Source organism: Streptomyces koelreuteriae, from assembly GCF_018604545.1.
GTDB lineage: Bacteria > Actinomycetota > Actinomycetes > Streptomycetales > Streptomycetaceae > Streptomyces > Streptomyces koelreuteriae.
On record NZ_CP075896.1, the window covers coordinates 8,322,710 to 8,343,102 of the forward strand.

The 20,393-nt window shown below is 72.7% G+C and carries 19 protein-coding genes; 10 read left to right on the forward strand and 9 right to left on the reverse strand.

All coding sequences use genetic code 11. The features are described from left to right. Nucleotides 1–38: 38 nt before the first annotated feature. From KJK29_RS37410 to KJK29_RS37425, 4 genes are all read left to right on the forward strand, one after another. A complete protein-coding gene (locus KJK29_RS37410) occupies nt 39–281 on the forward strand; it encodes a DUF397 domain-containing protein (protein ID WP_215123856.1) in 243 nt (80 codons plus the stop codon). Nucleotides 282–444: 163 nt separating this feature from the next. Then, nucleotides 445–1,338 (forward strand): universal stress protein, encoded by an 894-nt coding sequence (locus KJK29_RS37415; protein ID WP_215123857.1) that lies wholly within the window; start codon nt 445–447, stop codon nt 1,336–1,338. Nucleotides 1,339–1,378: 40 nt separating this feature from the next. Continuing rightward, nucleotides 1,379–1,978 (forward strand): CGNR zinc finger domain-containing protein, encoded by a 600-nt coding sequence (locus KJK29_RS37420; protein ID WP_215123858.1) that lies wholly within the window; start codon nt 1,379–1,381, stop codon nt 1,976–1,978. Between the two features lie 71 nt (nt 1,979–2,049). Next, nucleotides 2,050–2,547, forward strand: coding sequence for a glycosyltransferase family protein (locus tag KJK29_RS37425; RefSeq protein WP_215123859.1), 498 nt, complete (start codon nt 2,050–2,052; stop codon nt 2,545–2,547). A 76-nt stretch (nt 2,548–2,623) separates the two neighbouring features. On the opposite strand, the gene KJK29_RS37430 is transcribed toward KJK29_RS37425, so the two are convergent. Next, on the reverse strand, nt 2,624–3,763 hold the full coding sequence (locus KJK29_RS37430) for an aminoglycoside phosphotransferase family protein (RefSeq protein WP_215123860.1): 1,140 nt from the start codon (nt 3,761–3,763) through the stop codon (nt 2,624–2,626). A gap of 234 nt (nt 3,764–3,997) precedes the next feature. Between KJK29_RS37430 and KJK29_RS37435 the strand changes: the two genes are divergently transcribed. After that, nucleotides 3,998–5,491, forward strand: a complete 1,494-nt coding sequence (locus KJK29_RS37435) for a DNA-binding protein NsdB (protein WP_215123862.1) — start codon at nt 3,998–4,000, stop codon at nt 5,489–5,491. Nucleotides 5,492–5,494: 3 nt separating this feature from the next. Here the strand turns inward: KJK29_RS37435 and KJK29_RS37440 are convergent, their stop codons facing one another. From KJK29_RS37440 to KJK29_RS37450, 3 genes are all read right to left on the reverse strand, one after another. After that, on the reverse strand, nt 5,495–6,907 hold the full coding sequence (locus KJK29_RS37440) for a PP2C family protein-serine/threonine phosphatase (RefSeq protein ID WP_215123864.1): 1,413 nt from the start codon (nt 6,905–6,907) through the stop codon (nt 5,495–5,497). A gap of 272 nt (nt 6,908–7,179) precedes the next feature. After that, on the reverse strand, nt 7,180–8,274 hold the full coding sequence (locus KJK29_RS37445; RefSeq protein ID WP_215123865.1) for a baeRF3 domain-containing protein: 1,095 nt from the start codon (nt 8,272–8,274) through the stop codon (nt 7,180–7,182). Between the two features lie 77 nt (nt 8,275–8,351). Further along, nucleotides 8,352–9,926, reverse strand: coding sequence for an alpha/beta hydrolase (locus KJK29_RS37450; RefSeq protein ID WP_215123867.1), 1,575 nt, complete (start codon nt 9,924–9,926; stop codon nt 8,352–8,354). A gap of 273 nt (nt 9,927–10,199) precedes the next feature. Here KJK29_RS37450 and KJK29_RS37455 point away from each other — a divergent pair, with 273 nt between their 5' ends. After that, the gene (locus KJK29_RS37455; RefSeq protein ID WP_215123868.1) at nt 10,200–10,883 is read left to right on the forward strand and encodes a chaplin; all 684 of its coding nucleotides are present in this window, start codon (nt 10,200–10,202) and stop codon (nt 10,881–10,883) included. Nucleotides 10,884–11,448: 565 nt separating this feature from the next. Here the strand turns inward: KJK29_RS37455 and KJK29_RS37460 are convergent. From KJK29_RS37460 to KJK29_RS37470, 3 genes are all read right to left on the reverse strand, one after another. Next, nucleotides 11,449–12,183, reverse strand: coding sequence for a class I SAM-dependent methyltransferase (locus KJK29_RS37460; protein WP_215123869.1), 735 nt, complete (start codon nt 12,181–12,183; stop codon nt 11,449–11,451). 6 nt (nt 12,184–12,189) lie between these two features. Then, entirely contained in the window at nt 12,190–16,431 is a 4,242-nt protein-coding gene (locus tag KJK29_RS37465; protein WP_215123870.1) for an aminotransferase class I/II-fold pyridoxal phosphate-dependent enzyme, read from the reverse strand. A 133-nt stretch (nt 16,432–16,564) separates the two neighbouring features. Beyond that, nucleotides 16,565–17,050, reverse strand: coding sequence for a nucleoside deaminase (locus KJK29_RS37470; RefSeq protein ID WP_215123871.1), 486 nt, complete (start codon nt 17,048–17,050; stop codon nt 16,565–16,567). A gap of 120 nt (nt 17,051–17,170) precedes the next feature. On the opposite strand from KJK29_RS37470, the gene KJK29_RS37475 reads away from it, so the two are divergent. After that, nucleotides 17,171–18,094 (forward strand): NAD-dependent epimerase/dehydratase family protein, encoded by a 924-nt coding sequence (locus KJK29_RS37475; RefSeq protein WP_215123873.1) that lies wholly within the window; start codon nt 17,171–17,173, stop codon nt 18,092–18,094. Between the two features lie 120 nt (nt 18,095–18,214). On the opposite strand, the gene KJK29_RS37480 is transcribed toward KJK29_RS37475, so the two are convergent. Both KJK29_RS37480 and KJK29_RS37485 read right to left on the reverse strand, forming a co-directional pair. After that, nucleotides 18,215–18,478: a GlsB/YeaQ/YmgE family stress response membrane protein gene (locus tag KJK29_RS37480; RefSeq protein ID WP_184595905.1), complete on the reverse strand. Its 264-nt coding sequence runs from the start codon at nt 18,476–18,478 to the stop codon at nt 18,215–18,217. 160 nt (nt 18,479–18,638) lie between these two features. Further along, nucleotides 18,639–19,079 (reverse strand): SPW repeat protein, encoded by a 441-nt coding sequence (locus tag KJK29_RS37485; protein ID WP_215123874.1) that lies wholly within the window; start codon nt 19,077–19,079, stop codon nt 18,639–18,641. Between the two features lie 228 nt (nt 19,080–19,307). Between KJK29_RS37485 and KJK29_RS37490 the strand changes: the two genes are divergently transcribed. From KJK29_RS37490 to ssuE, 3 genes are all read left to right on the forward strand, one after another. After that, nucleotides 19,308–19,487 carry a hypothetical protein gene (locus KJK29_RS37490; RefSeq protein ID WP_215123876.1) on the forward strand — a complete coding sequence of 60 codons (180 nt, stop codon included), beginning with the start codon at nt 19,308–19,310 and terminating at the stop codon, nt 19,485–19,487. Nucleotides 19,488–19,585: 98 nt separating this feature from the next. Next, nucleotides 19,586–19,663, forward strand: a complete 78-nt coding sequence (locus tag KJK29_RS39495; RefSeq protein WP_351405193.1) for a putative leader peptide — start codon at nt 19,586–19,588, stop codon at nt 19,661–19,663. 151 nt (nt 19,664–19,814) lie between these two features. Further along, nucleotides 19,815–20,369 (forward strand): NADPH-dependent FMN reductase, encoded by a 555-nt coding sequence (gene ssuE / locus KJK29_RS37495; RefSeq protein WP_215123877.1) that lies wholly within the window; start codon nt 19,815–19,817, stop codon nt 20,367–20,369. The last annotated feature ends 24 nt before the right edge of the window (nt 20,370–20,393 follow it).

The window sequence follows — 20,393 nt, forward strand, 5'->3', positions numbered from 1 at the left end:
AGGCTGGCCGCGGACGACGAATCGGGAGGAGCACGGACGTGGCCGAGACCACCACCCAGCAGCGCCCGCTCATGGGCTGGGACAAGCCGGAGCTGGACCTCACCAACGCCGACTGGCAGTCCAGCAGCCGTGGCGTGGGGGATGTCCAGATCGCCTTCGTGGAGGGCTTCATCGCCATGCGGAACAGTGGCCGCCCGGAAAGCCCTTCCCTGATCTTCACGCCCGACGAGTGGGGCGCGTTCGTGTCGGGAGCGCGGGAAGGGGAGTTCGACCTCACGTGACGCGGGCCGGGTGAATGGTCCCGGACGGCCGTGATCCGACGGCCGATCCGGGGGTGTTGCGCCCGCATTTCCGGACACGCGACCCGAGACATCCTCCCGGGGCCGGCGCCTGAGCCAGGCTGGCCCCCGGAAGGGACGGTCGTATCCCGGAGGTGAGGTATCCGTGAGCACCCTGCCGGTCATCGCGGCGGTCGACGGTTCGGACGACAGCCTGCGTGCCCTGGAGTGGGCCATCGACGCCGCCCGCCGGCGTTCGGCGCCCCTGCGCGTGGTCCATGTACGCCAGTACGCCCACTGGGCACAGCCCGAGGTCCTCGCCGCGGGGCCCGCGGACCCACGGAACGACCCCGTCCTCGACCGGGTCCGCACCCGCCTGGAAGCACGCTCCGACCAGCCGGACACCGAGTACCTCGCCCTGGAGGGCGCGGTCGGCGCCGTCCTGCCCGAACTGGGCGCTTCCGCCCAACTGCTGGTGCTGGGCTCCCGGGGCCGCGGCGGCTTCGCCAGCCTGCTGCTCGGCTCCAACGGCATGGCCGCAGCCCGTGACGCCGAGTGCCCCGTCGTCGTGGTGCCCCGGACCGGAGGCGATGTCCGGGACGACGGCCCCGTCCGGCGGGTCGTGGTCGGCCTCAAGGTGGACGGCCCCGACGAGGCCACACTCGAGTTCGCCTTCGCCGAGGCCGCCCGGCGCGGGGCACGGCTCCAGGCGGTCGCCGCCTACCCGTGGCCCGCGCAGCCCTGGATGATGCCCGGCGAGATGCCCCCGCCGGTCGTCGACCAGGACGTCATCGAGGACGAGGCCCGGGTCCTCGCCGAGGGCTTCCTCGCCCCCTACCGCGAACGGCACCCCGACGTCCGGGCCGAGCCGCTCGCCGCGGCGGGCGACGCGGCCGGACACCTCGTGACGGCCTCCCAGGACGCCGACCTCGTCGTCGTGGGCCGGCACCGGCGGCACCTGCTGGCGCCGGCTCGCATGATGGGCTCGGTCACCCACGCCGTCCTGCTGCACGCCGTGAGCCCCGTCGCGGTGGTCCCGCCGACGCCGCACCAGGACTGACCTCGTTGTAATGGATACCGGCGGGCCTATCATTAGCCCCATGCGGGAACCGATCAGCAGGGACGCCCGGCTCGCCCTGGACCTGGCCCTCACCGTCCGGCACGACGGCGAGGGCGGCGTGGCCGACGATCTGACCGACCCGGCGGGCCTCACCGCCTGGGTCCGGGCACACGCCGAGGTCCTGCCGGACACCGAGGGGTTCACCGCCGACGCCGCGCGGCTCACCGAGGTCCGAGAGCTGCGCGCCGCCGCCCGCGCGCTCTTCGCACGCGCCGTGCGCCCCGGCGAGCCCAGCCCCGCGGACGCGACCCGCCTCCTGCCCGAGGGCGAGGCCGTACGGCGCCTCAACGAGGCGGCCGCCCGCACCCCCACCGTGCCGGTCCTGCACTGGCCCCAGTCGGCCGCCCCCGTCGTCCGCAGGCGGCCCGTGCACGGCGCCGGCGATCTGACGGCGACCCTCGCGCACGCCGTGATCGCGTTCCTCGCGAGCCCCGACCGCGACCGGCTGCGAGCCTGCCACGCACCGCGCTGTGTGCGGTACTTCCTCAAGGAGCACCCACGCCAGGAGTGGTGCAAACCGTCCTGCGGCAACCGCGCCCGGGTCGCCCGCCACCACCAACGGCACCGGGCGACGACTTGAGGCCTGTCGCGGGCCGACCGGGCCGCCGCCCGCCCCACACTTCGCAGGCCGGGACACGTACCATTGGCGACATGTCGTTCCTCCGCCGCCGCAGCGCCACTCCCGCCGGGCCTGACTTCGACGTACTGGCCATGGACCCGGGCGACTGGCCCGGCAACCTCGGTGCGGGACTGCTTCCCGCGCCCGACGGCACCTGCCAGGGCGTCTTCCTGCGCTACGACCTGTTCGGCGGCCGCGGCCCCGCGATGATCATCGGCAATCTGCCCGAGGGCTCCCCGGCGCGCGAGGTCCCCGAGGGGGAGGTCCCCTTCGAGGTGGCCCAGCTGCTTCTGGCGCTGGAGAACGACGAGGAGGTCACCGTCGTCAGCACCGAGGACGTGCCGGTGATGCAGGGCGACAACCTTCTGATCGTGCGCCGTGTCAAGCTCTCCGAGGGCCGGATCTCCTGCGTCCAGTTCGACCGCAGCGACAACGTCCTGGTGACCATCGCCGCCTGGGACCGCCCCATCACGGACGACCTGTACGCCCTCCTCAAACCCCTGCCCGCGGAGCTGTTCCAGCAGGGCTGACCGCCCGGCGGTACGCCACACACACGAAAGGGCCGCTGTACGCCTGACCAGGCGCACAGCGGCCGCTTCGTCCCCGTCAGCGAGTGCCGACCGCCGCGCGCACGGCCCGCCGGGCCAGCTGGCAGTCGTCGTGCAGCCGCCGCAGCAGCAGCCTCTGCTCCTCGCCGGACGGCGCAGCACCAGGATGGGCCGAGCCCGGTGCCGCCGGGGCCGCGTCGTGCATCGAACGCTGCACGGCCGTCTCGTACGTACGAATCTCACGGGTCAGCACCAGCATCAGGTTCACCAGGAAGGCGTCCCTGGACGCCGGGCCCGCCGACTGGGCGATCTGGCTGATCTGGCGACGGGCCACCGGTGCGTCCCCGAGTACCGACCACAGCGTCGCCAGGTCGTAGCCCGGCAGGTACCAGCCCGCGTGCTCCCAGTCCACCAGCACTGGACCGGCTGGTGACAGGAGGATGTTCGACAGCAGTGCGTCGCCGTGGCAGAACTGGCCCATTCCCTGCCGCCCGGCCGCCTGCGCGATGCCGTGCAGCAGCTTCTGCAGATCACCCAGGTCCCGGTCGGTGAGCAGGCCCAGCTCGTGGTACCTCGAGATCCTTGCCGCGTAGTCGAGCGGGGCGTCGAACGTCCCCGCCGGCGGACGCCAGGCGTTCAGCCGGCAGATCGCGCCCAGCGCGGCTCTGATGTCCGCCCGCGGCGGCGCCTCGGCCGGGTGCCGCTGGAGCGCCGCCACCCGCCCGGGCATCCGCTCGATGACCAGTGTGCAGTTGTCCGGATCCGCCGCGATCAGTCTCGGCACCCGCACGGGAGGGCGATGCCGGACGAACGAGCGGTACGCCGCTATCTCGTGGTGGATCCGCTCGGACCAGGCCGGGGAGTGGTCCAGTAAACACTTGGCGACGGCCGTGTTCCGACCGGTCGTACCGACCAGGAGCACGGACCGGCCGTTGCGGCGCAGCACCTGCACCGGGGCGAACTCCGGGCAGATGCGGTGCACCGAGGCGATGGCGGTGCGCAGCTGCGCGCCTTGGGGGCCGGACAAGTCGAGTCTTCCGCTGAGCGGTTGGGCTCCGAGGACCGCGCCGCGCCGCGCCCTGCCCGCACCGAGCACGGGGGCCGCCGGCCGCGCGGGGGCGAGGTAGGGGCCGCTGTCCGTGGGACGTGGGTGCAGCGACCGGGGCGGTGCGGACACGGAGGACGATGCTGCGTACATGGGCGAGACAGATCCCTTCGTGTGCCTGCGACGACTGCGCCCCACCCGGCCCGGACCCCCGGGAGCATCCTGGGGAATGTCCCTGCGGCGACCGGGTCGGGGTGACGCGTTCCTACCTGACACCGGATGCCCGGTGGCACACCATCTGGCGAACCCTGGCGAACCCTGGCGAATAGTCGCCCGGCAAGTCTCCCCGGGCTACTGTCAACTCAGCCGAGTACCTGGGGGCTTGATGTGAGCGGACAACCCAACACCCGTCTCTCGGACCTGTTCGGCCTGGCCGGCTGGTCGAAGGGCGAACTCGCGAGGCTGGTCAACCGGCAGGCGGCGGCCATGGGCCACCCCCAGCTCTCGACCGACACCTCCCGGGTGCGGCGTTGGATCGACACGGGAGAGATCCCGCGCGATCCGGTGCCGAGGGTGCTGGCGGTTCTGTTCACCGAGCGTCTCGGCCGTGTCGTGACCATCGAGGACCTCGGTCTGGTCCGGCACGGGCGTGCGGGGAAACGGCAGGGCGGCGGGAGCGCGGAGCCTCCCGACGGTGTGCCGTGGGCGCCCGAGCGGACAGCCGCGGTCCTCACCGAATTCACGGGAATGGACCTCATGCTCAACCGACGCGGCTTGGTGGGCGCGGGCGCCGCGCTCGCCGCGGGATCCGCACTCAGCAGCGCCATGTACGACTGGCTGCACACCGACCCTGCCCTGGCTGTCGACGCTCCCGACCTCGACCGTCCCCTGCACGCCGACCCCGCCGGGTTCGACCGTTACGAGGCCGCCCCCATCGGGTCGCAGGAGATCGAGGAACTGGAGCGCTCGGTCGAGGTGTTCCGCGCCTGGGACGCCGCCCGCGGCGGCGGGCTCCAGCGCAAAGCGGTGGTGGGCCAGCTCAACGAGGTGGGCGGCATGCTCGCCTACCGTCACCCACCCCATCTCCAGCGGCGCCTGTGGGGCGTCGCCGCCAACCTGGCCGTCCTCGCGGGCTGGATGTCGCACGACGTCGGTCTGGAGCCCACGGCCCAGAAGTACTTCGTCATCGCCGCGCACGCGGCCCGGGAGGGCGGGGACCGGCCCCGCGCGGGCGAGGCGCTCTCCCGTGCGGCCCGCCAGATGGTCCATCTGGGCAAGCCGGACGAGGCCCTGGACCTGATGAGACTCGCCACGTCCGGCTCGGGCGACGACGTGCTGCCCCGCACCCGGGCGATGCTCTGCACCATCGAGGCCTGGGCGCAGGCCGCCATGGGCAAGGGCCAGGCGATGCGCCGCACGCTCGGGCAGGCGGAGGACCTGTTCGTCTCCGACAAGGCCGATGTGCCGCCGCCGGACTGGATGCAGACGTTCAAGGAGGAGGACCTCTACGGCATGCAGGCCCTGGCCTACCGCACGCTCGCCGAGTTCGAGCCGGGTGCGTCCGCGCATGCCCAGCACTACGCGGAGAAGGCACTGGCCCTGCGGGTCGACGGCCGGCAGCGCTCGAAGATCTTCGACTATCTGTCGATGGCGTCGGCCTGCTTCATCGCGGACGACCCCGAACAGGCGGACCGGTACGCGCGGTTGGCCCTGGTGTCGATGGGATCCAACTCCTCCCATCGCACCTGGGACCGGCTGCGTGAGATGTACCGGCTCACCGCCGAGTACTCCGGCTACCCGAGGATCCAGGAGCTGCGGGAGGAGATCAAGCTCGCCCTGCCGAAGACGAAGGGCGGGGGCGGCAACAGCGCGCGGGCCTGAGTCCTATGACGTGACCTTGGCGACGAGCACACAGGCGTTGTCCTCGCGTGCGCTCTCGCCGAACTCCTGGAGGACCGTCCGTATGCAGTCCTCCGCGGTGCGGTTCCCCGCCATGCGCGGGGCCAGGTCGAGGAGGAGGTTCACCGCCGCCGCTCCGGTGTGCCCGGGGACCAGTCCGTCGGTGTGCAGGAGCAGCAGGTCGCCCACCTCGAGGGTCTCTTCGGCCTGTCCGTAGACGGCGCCCGAGGTGGCGCCGAGCAGGACGCCGTCCGGTGTGTCCAGCACGCGCCCCGTCCCGTCGCGGAACAGCAGCGGGGCGGGGTGTCCGGCCTGCGCCCACACCAGGGTGCGGGTCCCGGGCCGGTAGCGGCAGCAGACGGCGCTGCCGAGGGCGGGTTGCACGGTGGCGTCGAGTAACTGGTTCAGCCAGGCCATGAGCTGTCCCGGTGGGGCGCCGGCCATCGCCATGCCGCGTACGGCGCCGAGCAGCATGGTCATGTTCGAGGTGACACCGACTCCGTGTCCGGTGAGGTCGCCGACGCTGAGGAGGGTTTCGCCGTCGGTCAGTTCGAGCGCGTCGTACCAGTCGCCGCCGATCGGCGTGTTCGTGGACGCCGGAAGGTGGTGGGCCGCGAGGTCGAGGGCCCCGGGGACCCGGTGCGGGAGCCGCAGGGAGCCGCGCCACGGCGGGAGCATGGCCTCCTGCAGCTCGACCGCGAGCCGGTGTTCGCTCCGCGCGGCAGGCCCTTGGTGGTGGAGCGAGTCACGGGTCTCGCTGACCACCCGCTGGCTGCGGCGCAGTTCGCTGACGTCCCGCAGCACGGCCCACATCGAGGCGGTGCTGCCGTCAGTGTCGAGCACCGGTTCGCCCATCATGTGCACGGTCCGGACGTCGCCGTCCCGGCGCGCGATGCGGAACTCGCCGTCGATGGGCCGGGCGTCGACGAGGCAGTTCGTGACCATCGCCGTCAGCTTCGGCCGGTCCTCGTCGAGGACCAGGGACGGCATCTCGTCGAGGGTGAGCGGCGGGGCCTCGGGGTCGCGGCCCAGGATCTGGTAGAGCTCCCCGGACCAACTGGCCTCGTCCGTCAGCAGGTTCCACTCGGCGCTGCCGACCCGGCTGAGCAGTGAGCCCCGCGGGGACGCGGCGGGTTCCAGGGGGGCCGCCGCGGGCGGCGGGCCGTCCCGGAGCTGGGCCAGGTGCTCGTCGAGGTCGTTGAGCTGGTGCAGGGCCAGGTCGCACAGGGCGCGCTGCCACCGACCGCGGGGGTGGTCCGGTCCGTCGTCCCCCTCGGCGTCGCGCCGCACCGCGTCCATGTCGCCCTTGAGCCGCCGCGTCTGCGATATGAGCGCCTCGACCGAGCCGCGTCCGGGCGGCTGGGCGGCTGGGCGGTCCGCGGAGAGGTGGGACGGCATGACGCACTCCGATGCGGGGGACGGTACGACCAAGGCGGACGGAGGGACCGTTACGACTGTCGCACAGCCCGCGACGCCCTGTAAGGGGTTTGGCAACACACGATACGGTGGTGCTTCTGGCATATGCCACAGTCTCACGGAGTTACTCCGAGGTAGGCGCGAGTCGTGTCGCCCGGATACCCAAGTCGCAGGCTGAACAGGGTACTTGACGACCCGTGAGTAGCGCCCCACCCCGTTCCCATGCGTGTTCGACGGCCCCGCGTTCGAGGCCTTCAGTACCGCAGCACCCCCGCGATGCCGTCCGCCTCACCGAGCGCGCCGTCCGGCACGAAGCGGACGTCGGCGCCCGTCTCCAGACACTGCTCGACGATCTCGTCCACGATGTCCTCGCGGGAGTCGAGGTCGCCGCTCTCGGTGAGGATCAGATGGTCCCCGGCGTCCCGAACGGTCACGCGGTAGTTCTCCTCGACGGCCAGCAGCCGGACGCGGCCGTCCCGGGCGCTCTGCCACAGCTCGTCGACGCCGGCGGCGAACTCCCGCCGCCCGCGGGCCGTTTCCAGGGCGCGGCTCACGGCGTCCGTGCTGCTGCGGGCCTCCGCCTCGAAGACCGGCCGCATGGCCTGCCACACCGCGTCGGGGGTCCCATGGGCGAGGCCGCCGTGCGGGACGTGCACCGCGCCCCTGGCGGTGGTGCCGGCCTCGTCGATCAGCGAGAGGGCGGCCGGCTCGCCGGTGACATACAGCCGTCGCGGATGGTCGCGCAGGACGGCCGTCATCGCGATGTCGGCCTCGCGCAGGAACTGGCGGGTGCGTTCCTCCCGGAAGGCGCTCGGTGTGTCGCCGATCCGCTGCAGCCGCTCCGGGTCGAAGTTCTCCACGCGCCTGGTCAGCGGGAAACCGCCGACGCGCGCCTCGACGACCCGGTCGGCGCCGCCCTTCCACAGCGTGGCGCGGTCCGCGGCGAGCGACAGCACCCAGAACGGCCGCCCGGCCGTCTGGGCGGAGACCAGGTTCCGGGTCAGGAAGGTGTCCGAGAGCACCACGCGTTCGGGCACCGACCGGGCCAGCGACCACACCTGGTGCTCACCGGGGGCCGCGAAGATCACCAGGCCGTCCTCGGCGTGCGCGAGGTCGACCTCGGACAGGGCCCGGTCGAGGTGCCGGGCGACCTCCGCCCGGCGTTCCCGGGTGACGGCGGGATCGACCTCCAGTTGCCTCTTGGCCTCGGCCACGACATTGCGCAGTCGGACCTGGTCCTGGGCGTTGTGGGGTTCGCGCCGATGTGTCGGCGTCAGCACGGAGACCGCGGGGTAGGGGCGCGGGCGCCGCAGCTCGGCAAGGGTCGCGGGACTCAGAACGTGCTCCATGACAGAACGATAGAGCCGATTCGCGATGGGGGCATTTGGGGCAATCGGTTCACCGGTTCGAGTGAGGGAGCGGCGGCTCACTCCGTGTCGTGGTCGGAGCCGCAGGAGCTGCCGTCCGGCGGGAGGGTGCCGTACAGCAGGAAGGCGTCGACCTTGCCGTGCACGCACTTGGAGGAGCCGTAGCCGGTGTGGCCCTCGCCCCGGTTGTCGAGCACCACGGCCGAGGAGCCGAGCCGCTCGGCCGTCTCCACCGTCCAGCGGTACGGCGTGGCCGGGTCGCCCCGGGTGCCGATGAGCAGCATCCGTGCCGAGTCGACGTCCTTGACCTCGTCGCGGATGAAATCGGTGCCCTTGGGGCGGCCGTAGCACAGCAGCACCTGGGTGAGCCGGTAGCGGCCGAAGACCGGTGACGCCTGCTCGTACCGGGCGCGCAGCCGGCCGAGGTCCTCGGTGACCTGCGCGGCGGCGGGGCGGTCGGGATCGTCCGCGCAATTGACCGCCATCAGCGCCGCCGGCAGGTTGTCCAGGGGCACGTCCTCCGGGTCGACGAGTCCGCGGTGCTCGCCCCGCAGCGGCGGGAGCGTGACACCTCCGGACGCGAAGGCCTCCAGGCCGCGCGTGTCGCCCTCTTCGAGCAGCTGGGCGACCGCCCGCTGCAGCGAGGGCCACAGCTCTCTGCTGTAGAGGCCCTGCCCGAGCGCGCCCGCGAAGTCCTGGCCGGAGAACGCCTCGCCGAAGTCCGTCGGCACCGGGTCCTCGTCCAGCGACTCGACCACCTTCACCACGTTCTCCCTGGCCGTGCGCGGATCCTGCCCGAACGGGCAGGCGATGTCCTCCGTGCACCAGGTCAGGAAGTTCTCCAGCGCGGTCTGCTGGCCCCGGGCGATCACCACACCCTGCTCGGACAGCGGCTCGGTCAGCGTGTCCACACCGTCCAGCGCCACCCTGCCGACCTTCTCGGGGAACCGGGCCGCGTACACCGCCCCGAGCCGGCTTCCGTAGGAGAAACCCAGGTAGTTGAGCTTGTCGTCGCCGAGCGCGTCGCGCATGACGTCCATGTCGCGGGCGGCGTTCACCGTGCCCATGTGGCGCAGGACGGGGCCCGAGTGCTCGGCGCACTCGGCCGCCGCGGCGCGCAGCTTCTCGAGCACGGCCCGCGGATCGGCGACCTCGGCGTTGCCGTCGGTCGCCTCCAGCGCGTCGGTGGTGGCGTTTCCGCAGCTCACCGGTGCCGAGCGGCCGACGCCGCGAGGGTCGAAGCCGACGACGTCGTGGCCGTTCGTCAGGCCCATGAAGTGTTTCCCGCCGAGGGCGAGTTGGGTCACGCCCGGGACGCCCGGGCCGCCGAAGTTCAGCAGCACCGAGCCCCGGGACTTGCCGGTGGCCCGGTAGCGGGCCAGGGCGAGGTCGAGAGTCCCCTTGTCGGGCTTGGCGTAGTCGAGGGGGACGGTGACCTTGCCGCACTGCAGGTCCTTGGGCATGTCCATGCCCTCGCAGGCCGACCACGTGACCTTCTGGTCGTAGAAGCGCGCCAGCCCGGGAGGGGCGTCGTCGGCCGCGGCCGGCAGGCCCGCGCCCAGCAGGGCCAGCCCGGCCACGCCGGTGACGGCGCAGCGCCGGATCGAGAGGTGCGTGGACAGCTTGGCCAGCATCGATGCCTCCAGGGGCGCCCCACAGCGGACCGGGACGGCGCCCTCGCCCACCATAAGCGGGCCCCGGAAGCGGCGCCTCCGGGCAGGTGGGGCCCGCTCGAAGCGGCTCGGGGCGCGCTGCCGCGTGGCACATACGAAGGGCTTTACCGCTAGTTCGACAACCGGGCCGCTCGATGGAGTGAAAGGCCGATAAGCCATAACTCGGATCGTGCGCCCCGCGTTCTATCCCGTGCGGGTGAGTGCCCGCGACGATGTCTGGAAGGCAGGGAACCTATGAGAAGGGTTACCCGAAACGGTGTGATCGCCGTCGCCGCCGCCTCGGGCGCGATGGCCCTGGCCGTCCCCGCGTACGCGGATTCCGCGGCGGACGGATCGGCGGCAGGTTCGCCAGGGGTGGTCTCCGGCAACACCGTTCAGCTACCGGTGCATGTCCCGGTGAACGTGTGCGGGAACACGGTGAACGTGGTGGGGCTCCTGAACCCCGCCGCGGGCAACAGTTGCGCGAACAAGGGCGACGGGCGGGCGGGCCGGCCGGGCAAGCCCGGCGGTGCGGTCGCCGAGGGCAGCGGAAAGGATTCACCGGGTGTGGTCTCCGGCAACGGCGTACAGCTCCCGGTCGATGTCCCGGTCAATGTGACCGGCAACAGCGTGAACGTGGTCGGCATCGGCAACGCGGCGGCCGGCAACGAGTCCTCGAACACCCCCGGCGACCGGCCGGTCCGCCCCCACCAGCCGCCGAAGCCGACGGCCCCGAAGCCGTCCGTCCCGCCCCGGGCCCACCCGGCCCCCGACCCCGCCCCCGCTCCGGACTCCGCGCCGCGGGCCACGGGCGCCCTCGCCCACACGGGCTCGGACCACACCCTGCCGGCCGTCGCGGCGAGCGCGGCGCTGGTGCTCGGGGGAGTGGTGCTGCGCCGGAGGTTCCGCCCGGCGGCGGAGGCTTCGCAGCGGCGCTGAGGCCGGCGTAGCCCGCACGCGATACCCCTCCCGGGCCCGGTGACGGCGGCGCCCTCGCGGCCCCAGCCGGTCGGTGGCAGGCGACACCGAACCCCTCAGGCCCGGGAGCCGGGCACCCGGGCGGCACTGCCGGGTGGTGGCCGACGCGAGGGCTCCCGGGCGGGAAGCCGCCGACCCTCGCGGCCCCGCCGGTCGGTGGCAGGCGACACCGAACCCCTCAGGCCCGGGAGCCGGGCACCCGGGCGGCACTGCCGGGTGGTGGCCGACGCGAGGGCTCCCGGGCGGGAAGCCGCCGGCCCTCGCGCTTCCGCGGACGGCGGCATGCGACGCGGCTCCGGGGCCCGAGGGCTTCGGAGCCGCGCCGCGTGGGTGACGGCACGCGACACTGCTCCCGGGCCCGGAAGCTGTGGCGCGCTGTGTCTCCGCAGCGGCAGCGCCGCGCCCACCGTGCTCCCGGGCCTGGTAGGGCGCTGCCCTGAGCCCGCCGGACCTGCCGGGGCCGCGGACCGGCGGGTGGCCCCGGCCGCGGCAGCGTCGTAGGAGCGCCCTCGGCGACCGCTGGTCGTCAGACCGGCTCCGCCACCCCCGTGAGCAGCACCATCCCCGAGTCGCCGTAGTTCGGCAGGGTGTGGTCGGGGTCGATGTGGGTGACGTCCAGGTCGCGGGTCAGGGGCGTGAAGACCTCGGTGACCGTCGTCGGGTTCACCGGACAGCCCGGCCAGTGGGACGCCGGGCCGATGCGGTAGGTCGGCAGGTTCTCCATGAAGGCGGCGACCAGGTGGCCGCCCGGTGTGACCGTGCGGACGAAGGTGCGGCAGAAGTCGGCGAACTCGGCGAAGTCCTCCGTGGCGCCCTCGGCGACGAAGTGCATGGAGGCGAGTTCGTAGAAGCCGGGCGGCAGGGACCGGACGTCGGCGTGGACGACGTTCACCGGCGCCAGCGCCCCGGCCAGGGTCGCCGGCACCTCGGGGTTGAGCTCCCGGCACAGCGCGTGGAAGGGAATCCAGCTCGCGTCGAGGCGGTGACAGATCTGCTCCTGGAGATAGGCGACACTGCTCGCCCCCGCCTCCACGGCGTCGATCCTGCGGCACGCGGCGGACGCCAGGATCAGGGGATAGAGGTTGGGGCCCGCCCCGAACTCCACCGAGCGGGTGATGCCGCCGGGCGGAAAGCGCCGGTAGAAGGCGCTGTGGTGCGCGATGATCGCCGCGTCCGAGGGATGCACCTCGCGGTAGTTCTCCGCGAGGTAGTCCGCGACCGGCCAGCGGTCCCAGTCCACGTCGTCGTTGTGCGTCGTCATGGCCGTTCAGCCCTTCAGCCGCAGCGGGAATCGCTCGGACAGCCGGGTCAGGGTCCCGTTGAGGTGATCGATGTCGGCGTCGGAGTTCAGCGCGGTGAGCTGGACGCGGAAGCCCACCCGGTCACGGGGGACGAGGGGGTGGGCGGCGAGCGTCACGTAGACGCCCTCCTGCCAGAGGAACGCCGCCACCGCGTCCAGGTCCGCGGGGTTTGCCAGGGGCACCTCCACGATGGGCAGCCGGTCCCGGTTCAGGGTGCGCACGCCCAGGGCGTCCAGGTGATCGAGCACCCGGCCCGTCTTGCGGTACAGCTCGGCACGGATGACGTCGCCCCGGCGCTCGTTGACGTCCAGCCCGGCCAGCGCGGTGGCCAGGGACGCCGTCGGCGACGGACCCGAGTACAGATAGGGAGCCGCCGTGGTCTTCAGCCGGTTCTTCAGCTCCGAGGGCAGCGCGAGGAACGCGAGCAGGGACGAGTACGCCTTGGAGAAGCCGCCGGCCAGCACGATCCCGTCGTAGGACTCCCCGGTGTGCCGGACCACGCAGTTGCCGCGCATGCCGTACGGGCACGACTCGCCCGGCCCGCGCTCTCCGATCACCCCGAAGCCGTGCGCGTCGTCGACGTACAGCGTTGCTCCCTCGGCGCGGCACAGCGCCGCGAGGCCGGGCAGGTCGGGGATGTTGCCGCTCATGCTGTCGACGCCGTCCAGGCACACCAGCCGGGGCGTCCCCGGCGGCACCCCGGCGAGCAGAGCGCGCAGGTCGTCGAGCCGCCCGGCGTGGAAGCGGTGCAGGGTGGCTCCCTGGGCGCGGGCCACCACAGCGCCGTCGTGGATCGTGCGGTGGGCGGTGGCCTCGACGAAGACGTGCCCGTCCTCCGCCAGCGCCGGGATCACCGAGGAGTGGATGAGCGTCAGCGTCGGCAGCAGCAGCGCGTCCGGGGCGCCCAGCAGCGCGGCGAGCCGCTCCTCGATGTCGGGGTACAGCCGCGGGCTGCCCAGCAGCCGTGACCAGCCGGGGTGCGTGCCCCAGGCCCGTACCGCGGGGTCGACGGCGTCCAGGACGTCCGGATCCCGGTCGAAGCCGAGGTAGTTGCACGAGGCGAAGTCGATCAGCCAGTGGTCGCCGCTGCGGATGTGCCGGCCGCGCACCTCGTCGAGCACCGCGTCGCTCATGGGGCTGGTGCGCCGCAGCCGCTCCAGGTCCGCCCGGCGTGCCTCCCGGCGGCCCCGGGCGGAGTCCGTCCGAGGCCGGTGTGTCCGGGGCGGCGCGAAGGGCATGCCGCCGCCCGGCCGCCGCAGCACACGCGCGCTCTGCTCCACCGTCAAGGGCCGGGCGAACAGCCGACCCTGCCCGAAGCGGCACCCCATCCCGGCCAGCAGATCCCGCTGCGCGGCGTTCTCGATGCCGTCCGCGACGACCCGCAGGCCCAGGGTGTCGGCGGTCCGCACGATGCCCTCGACCAGGGCGACCTGCCGGCTGTCGCGGGCGATGCCGTCGATGACCGACTTGTCGATCTTCAGCACGTCGACGGGGAGGTCCCGGAGGCGGGGCAGCGAGGAGAAGCCGGGGCCGAAGTCGTCGACCGCGATGCGCACCCCGAGGTCCTTGAGCGTGTGCAGAACCGGGCGGAGACGGTCGTCATGGTGGAGCAGCGCCGTCTGCGTCAGCTCCAGCTGGAGTGACCCGGGCTCCAGCCCGGGCGTGCGCAGCACCCGGCCGACCTGCTCGACGAACCCGGCGTCGCGGAACTGCCGTGCGGAGACGTTCACGCTGACGTACGGCGGGCGGCCGGGGCCCGGCAGGCGTTGCAGCCCGGCGATGTCGCTGACCGCGTTCTGCAGCACCCAGGAGCCGGATGGGGCGGTGTGCCGGACCAGGGCCTCGAACCCGACGACCTCACCGGCCGTGATGTCCACGACGGGCTGGTAGCGCAGCGCGCGCGCCGGGTCGGCGAGCGCCCGGTCCGGCCGGGACAGGGCGCCGTTCCGCCCGGCCGTGCGGCGGGGAAGCAGTGGGCGGAAGCGGCGCCACTGCCGTTTGCCCGCCGCCTTCGCCGCGTACAGCGCGAGATCGGCGTGGCCCAGCAGTTCCTCCGCGTCCGTGCTGTCGCGCGCGGTGGCCACCCCCACACTCGCGGACACCGTCACCGACGTGCCCGCCAGGTCGAACGGCCGGCCGAGCGTCCGGATCACCTGGGCCGCCAGCAGCTCGGCGTCGATCGGCCGTCTGGCGTCCTCCATCAGGACGGCGAACTCGTCACCGCCGAGCCGGGCCGCGGTGTCGGTGCGCCGCAGCGTCCCGGACAGCCGGTTGCCGACGGCGACCAGCAGGAGGTCGCCCGCCCGGTGCCCCTTCGTGTCGTTGACCTGCTTGAAGTCGTCGAGGTCGATGAAGAGCAGACACGTCAGCGACGACTCGCGGCGACCCCGCAGCAGGGCGCGTTCGGTCCGCTCCAGCAGCAGCGTCCGGTTGGGCAGACCGGTCAGCGCGTCGTGGAAGGCGCGCCGCGTCAGTTCCTTCTCCAGTCGCCGCTGCTCGGTCACGTCCCGCAGGGTCACCACCAGCCCGGACACGGTCCGCTCGTGCCGGAAGTCGCTGCAGCGCACCTCCACCTCGACGCGCCCGTCCCGGCGCCCGACCCACCAGTGGCCGTGTCCCGCCCGCGGCCCGCTCTCCCGTACGGCGGCCAGCTCCCGCGCGGCCCGCTTCCGGTCCACGGGGGCCACCAGCTCCGGCAGCGGTACGCCGACGAGGTCGCCGGTGCCGAGCACGGACAGCGCGGACGGGCTGGCGTACCGGATCGTGTCGTCGGCCTCGAGGATGAGGATGACGTCGGAGGTGTTGCGCACGAGGGTGCGGAAGTATGCCTCGTTCTCCCGCGCCACGACCTCCTGGCGCAGTGAGACCCGCTCCATGGCCAGGCCCGCGTGGGACGCCAGGATCTCCAGGGAGCCCGAGGTCTCGGTGAGCTGCCGCTCCGGTGCGGCGACGAGCAGGACGCCCGGGACCGCTCCGGCCGGCCGGTCCGGCTGGGTCATGGGGCACACCAGGACCGAGGGCAGGCCGTCCAGCCCGGCGGCGATGCCGGGTTCGAGGGCGGCCGTGGTCACCAGTCGGGTGCCGTGCGCCCCGAGGTCCGGGTCGCCCTCCGCCGGCAGCAGCACGGTCCGGTGCGGTACGTCCGGGCCCAGCAGCCGGTCGACCGCCGTACGGCAGGACCGGTCGACCTCCTCCTGCCGGAAGGCCGAGACCAGCGAGGCGGCGGCCCCGCGGAGCGCGAGCTCTCGTGTCACCGCACGGCGATGCGCCACGACCATCCCCGTCAGCCGCAGGATGACCAGCAGGAACAACACTCCCGAGAAGACCGCGATCACGGCGGCGTCCCGCGTCTCGTTGCGCAGCCCCTCGTACAGGAGGATCCCCGGTGCGATCAGCGTGGCCACGGTGAGGACGACCAGCCGACGCGGCGGCGGCAGCAGGGACTCCCGCTGCGGTACGGCGGCGGTCAGCTCGACCATGGACGGGTGCAGCGCGGCGAGGCCCCACGCGGTGTAGAAGACGATCCAGCCGGTGTCCAGCAGGGTGCCCGTCCGCCACAGGTCGTTGAGTTGCAGGATCCCGTACGCGATGTCGAAGCCGAGCAGCGTCACGGTGCCGGCGACCAGCAGCGTCACGGCACGGTGGGGACCGGTGACCCGACTCGGGGTCAGCAGCCGGGCGAGGAGGGCCAGCACGAGGACGTCACCCAGGGGATAGGCGATGCTGATGGCGCGCTGCTGCCATGTCAGACCCTCCACCACCGTCAGCGGCTGCACCAGGTACACCCACACGGGGAGGGCGAGGCCCGCGGTGATGATCAGGGCGTCGAGCAGGCTGGGCAGGTCGCGGTCGGCCCACCGGTGGCGCACCAGGCCCGACAGCCCGATCGCGAAGAGCGGATAGGTGGCGAGGTAGCAGGCGTCGGCGGGGGACGGGAAGGGGTTGGAGGCGTCGAAGTACTCCTCCATCACGTTGTAGTAGGTGTCGCCCGCGATGAAGGTGAGCAGCCCGCCGGCCAGGGCCCACCAGGGCCACCGATGGGCGGGGCGGTGCAGGCGTGTGCCGGTCAGGACGGCGGTTACGCCCGCGAGCCCGATGGCGGCCCACAGGGCGGGACGCGCCGCCGGGACGGTCAGGTAGACGAGGGTGGCCACCGCGACGAGGGCGATGTAGGCGGTCGTCAAGGGCCGTGCAGGCAGCGTAGACATGCGCCTCCCCCCGTTGGGGAGACCGTGGCGTGACGCCTGGTCCAGTTGAATTCGATCGTAGATTCGCCCATCCGGCCCTGCATCTCGGGCGGGCCGCGCCCTTGCAAGGGGGGCCGGGGAATCCCGGGGCGGTTCAGCCGCGCCCGCGATGGAACCGCATGTGCAGCTCCCGGATCCGATCCGTCAGTTCCGGCACCGGACCGTCCACGATCACATCGGGGGCGACCTCGTGGACGGGGAGTGTCCGCACCGGCGGCGCGGGGACGCCCAACTCGCCCAGCCAGGATACGAGTTGCTCGGACGAGGCGACGTAGGCGATGCGTCCCAAGCCGACCCAGGCGTGCGCGGCCGCGCACATCGGGCAGTGCTCGCCGGAGGTGTAGACCGTGGCCGCCGCCCGCTCCTCGGGCGTGAGGTGAGCCGCCGACCAGCGCGCCAGTTCGAACTCGGGGTGCCGGGTGCGGTCGCCCGAGGCCACGCGGTTGTGGTCCTCGGCGAGGACCGTGCCGTCCTTCCCGACCAGAACCGAACCGAACGGTTCGTCCCCGGCGTCCAGCGCCTCGGCCGCGAGCTCCACGCAGCGGCGCAGGTGAGGCAGTTCCGAGTCCTTCACGACCATGGTGCCGGGCCCTTCCTCGAGACGAAGTGATCAACAGGACTGTACGGCGGCATCGACGCCGGCCGCCCCGGATATCCCGGCGGATGTCACATCCACGCCCCTCCGATCCGTCGCACGGACATGACGACGAACCGGAAGAACCAGAGCATCCTCCTCGCCGGCGCGAGCGGTGTCCTCGGCCGGCACATCGCCCACGCGCTCACCGAGGCGGGCCACAAGGTCACCGGACTCGGCCGGAGCCGGGACAACGGCATCCGCGCCGACCTCATGGACCGCGAGGCGCTGCTGCGCGCCGTCGACGGACACCACTTCGACACCGTGATCCACGCCGCGACCGCCCTGCGCAAACCCCCGATGCGCGACCGCGACATGGACGCCACCGACGCGCTGCGCAACCGGGGCACGGCCCACCTCGTCGAGGCCGCCCACGCCACCGGGGCCCGCCGCTTCGTCGCGGAGTCCATGGTCTTCGGCTACGGCTACGGGTATCACGGCGACCGCCCCCTCACCGAGGACGACCCCTTCGGCCCGCTCGGCAGGACACCGCCGCTGGAGCGGCACATCGCCGGCATGCGGACCAAGGAGCGGCTCACCTTCGAGTCGGAGGCGCTGGAGGGCATCGCGCTCCGCTTCGGCCTGTTCTACGGCCCCGGCGGCACCGACGCCCTGCTGCCGCTGCTGCGCAGGCGGCAGTTGCCCCTGCCCCGCGACCGCGACCGGGTGCTGCCGTGGGTGGAACTCACCGACGCGGCCCGCGCGGTGGCCGCCGCCGTGGAACGCGGCAGGCCGGGACAGGCGTACAACATCGCCGACCTGACCCCGCTCGGCTTCCGCGCCCACATCGAGGACGTGGCCGGGACGTTCGGGCTGCCGAAGCCGATGACCGTGCCGCTGTGGCTGATGAGACCCATGTCGTACGCGCACACCGTGATGGCGTCGCGGCTGCGGGTGTCCTGCGCCAAGGCGGAACGCGAACTGGGCTGGACTCCGCGCCACCCCTCCAGCGGCGAGGGACTCGCCGCGATGCGGCGGTCAGGCCGCTGATGCCGGGGGCACCCACAGGCGCACCCGGTGTGCCGGGCCGTCGGGCCGGCACACCGGGTGCCAGATGCTTCCTGATGTCGCGCACGTGCTGTCGATACGCCGTCGTCGCTCACTACGCCGTCAGCGGCCTGCCTTCGAGCGGTCCAGCGCGGCGACGCCGAGCGCGGCGAGACCGATCTGGATGAGCCATTCGACCCAGTCGACACCCTTGGTGTCGGCCACGCCGAACGCGCCGGCGAGTGCGGAGCCGATCAGCGCGGCGATGATGCCGACGACGATCGTCCACAGGATTCCGATGCGCTGGCGGCCCGGGACCACGAGCCGGCCCAGGACGCCGATGACGATGCCGATCACGATGGCACTGATGATGCCGTCGACTTCCATCTCCGCCCCTTCTCCTTGGGATCCCCGCTGCAGTGCTTGTGCCCCCTGGCGGCCGGGACACTCCGGGTGCCGGGCCCCGGGGCCGCGCACCGCGCGGACGCGGACACGGAAGGGCCGGTCCGGGAGCGCGGACCGGCCTTCGTTTCGCTTCCGGCGGGGGCTACGGCTTCGGGGAGGCCTTCGCCGCCGTGCCGGCGCACACCAGACCCAGCAGCACGGCCAGTGCACCGATGATGATGTTGTTCCACACGACCCCGGCGTCCGGACTCTCGCCGACGATCCACGGCGAGACGATCATCCACACCCCGAGGGCGCACATGGCCCAGCTCAGCCCGTACATACGCTCCGGAGCACGAGTGAACCCGAGTGCCAGCATGCCGATCGCGATACCCATGATCAGGTTGTGCGTCACGAGCGACGGCTGGCTGGTCGTGTAGTGGACTATCCACGGGGAGGCCGCGCAGTACAGACCCAGCAGGAACACCGGTCCGTCCACGAGCGCCACATCGCGACCACCGAGCATGCGGGCGTACCGATCCCGCATCTCGGAGGCATCAGGGTGGCTGGTGATGTCACCTCTGGTGGGCGAGACGTTGGCCATGACTCGTCTCCTTCGTCTTACAGGGCGACCGCGTCTGGTGGGGTATGCGGTAAGCGCCGCGTAAGCACAGTCTGCTCTTATTTTTCCTTTATGTGTAGGGGTTGTGCAGGGATGCGGACTCCTACCGGGCGGTACATGTCCGGGCGGATCGCGGGCAACAGGAGGGATACGGCAGTGACCGATCGAGGCCGCCCGGCGGGCGGCGCGGGACAGCGGAGGGCAGTGGACATGTCTACGGCGATCAGCGCGAAGGTGTTGGAGCGGTTCCCGGCGGGAGCCCCGCGCGGATCGTGGCCGGCGGAGGAGTACGCGGCACGCCGCCGCGCCGAGGGCGAGCCCGCCACCGTCGTGATGGACCTGGAGGCGGACGCCTTCCTCGTGGTGGTTCCGTCGGACGACGAGGACTGAATCCGGCCGGAATCCGGAATCCGGGGTCCGGGATACGAGACGAGCCGCGCGTTCCTTGACGGTCCTCGTCCCCCCTTGCGACGATCCATGGCATGACCATGCGACTGGACCTCACGCGGCGACGCCACGTCGACCTGGCACGCGTCTCCAGCGCCTCCTGTCGCGCAGCAGCCTGAGCGTTCCCGCTCGCAGCTTTCCCGTACGCCTGAATTCGTCGCTCTGTCACGCCCGTTGAACGAGGCACACCCGGCAGATCGCGGCTGAATACGGCGTCCCCGAATGCGGCTCTGCCGCGCGCAGTCGCGCCTTCTCCCGGAAAGAGAACCCATGGCCACCGTCCTGTCCGTCTCCGGCAGCCCCTCCGCCTCCTCCCGCACCAGCCGACTGCTGCGCCAACTGGACGAGCGGCTGGCCGCGCAGGGCCATGACGTCATCCCGCTCGACGTCCGCACCATCCCGGCCGAGGCCCTGCTCGGCGCGGACTTCCGCCACCCCGCCATCGTCGAGGCCACCGAACTGTTCGCGCGTGCCGACGGCGTCGTCATCGGCACCCCCGTCTACAAGGCCTCCTACTCCGGTGTCCTCAAGGCCCTGCTGGACCTGCTCCCGCAGTACGCCCTCACCGGCAAGACCGTGCTGCCGCTCGCCACCGGTGGCAGCATCGCCCATGTCCTGGCCATCGACTACGCCCTGCGCCCGGTGCTCACCTCCATGGGGGCGGCCCACACCGTGCAGGGCTGGTTCACCCTCGACAAGGACCTCACCGTGCGGGACGACGGCTCCCTGACCGTCGCGCCGGCCGCCGCCGAGGCACTGGCCCAGGTGGTGGACCAGTTCTCCGCGGCGCTCGGCCGCACCCCGCTGCTGGCCGTGGCGGGCTGACCCCTCCGGCCTTCCAAAGATCAA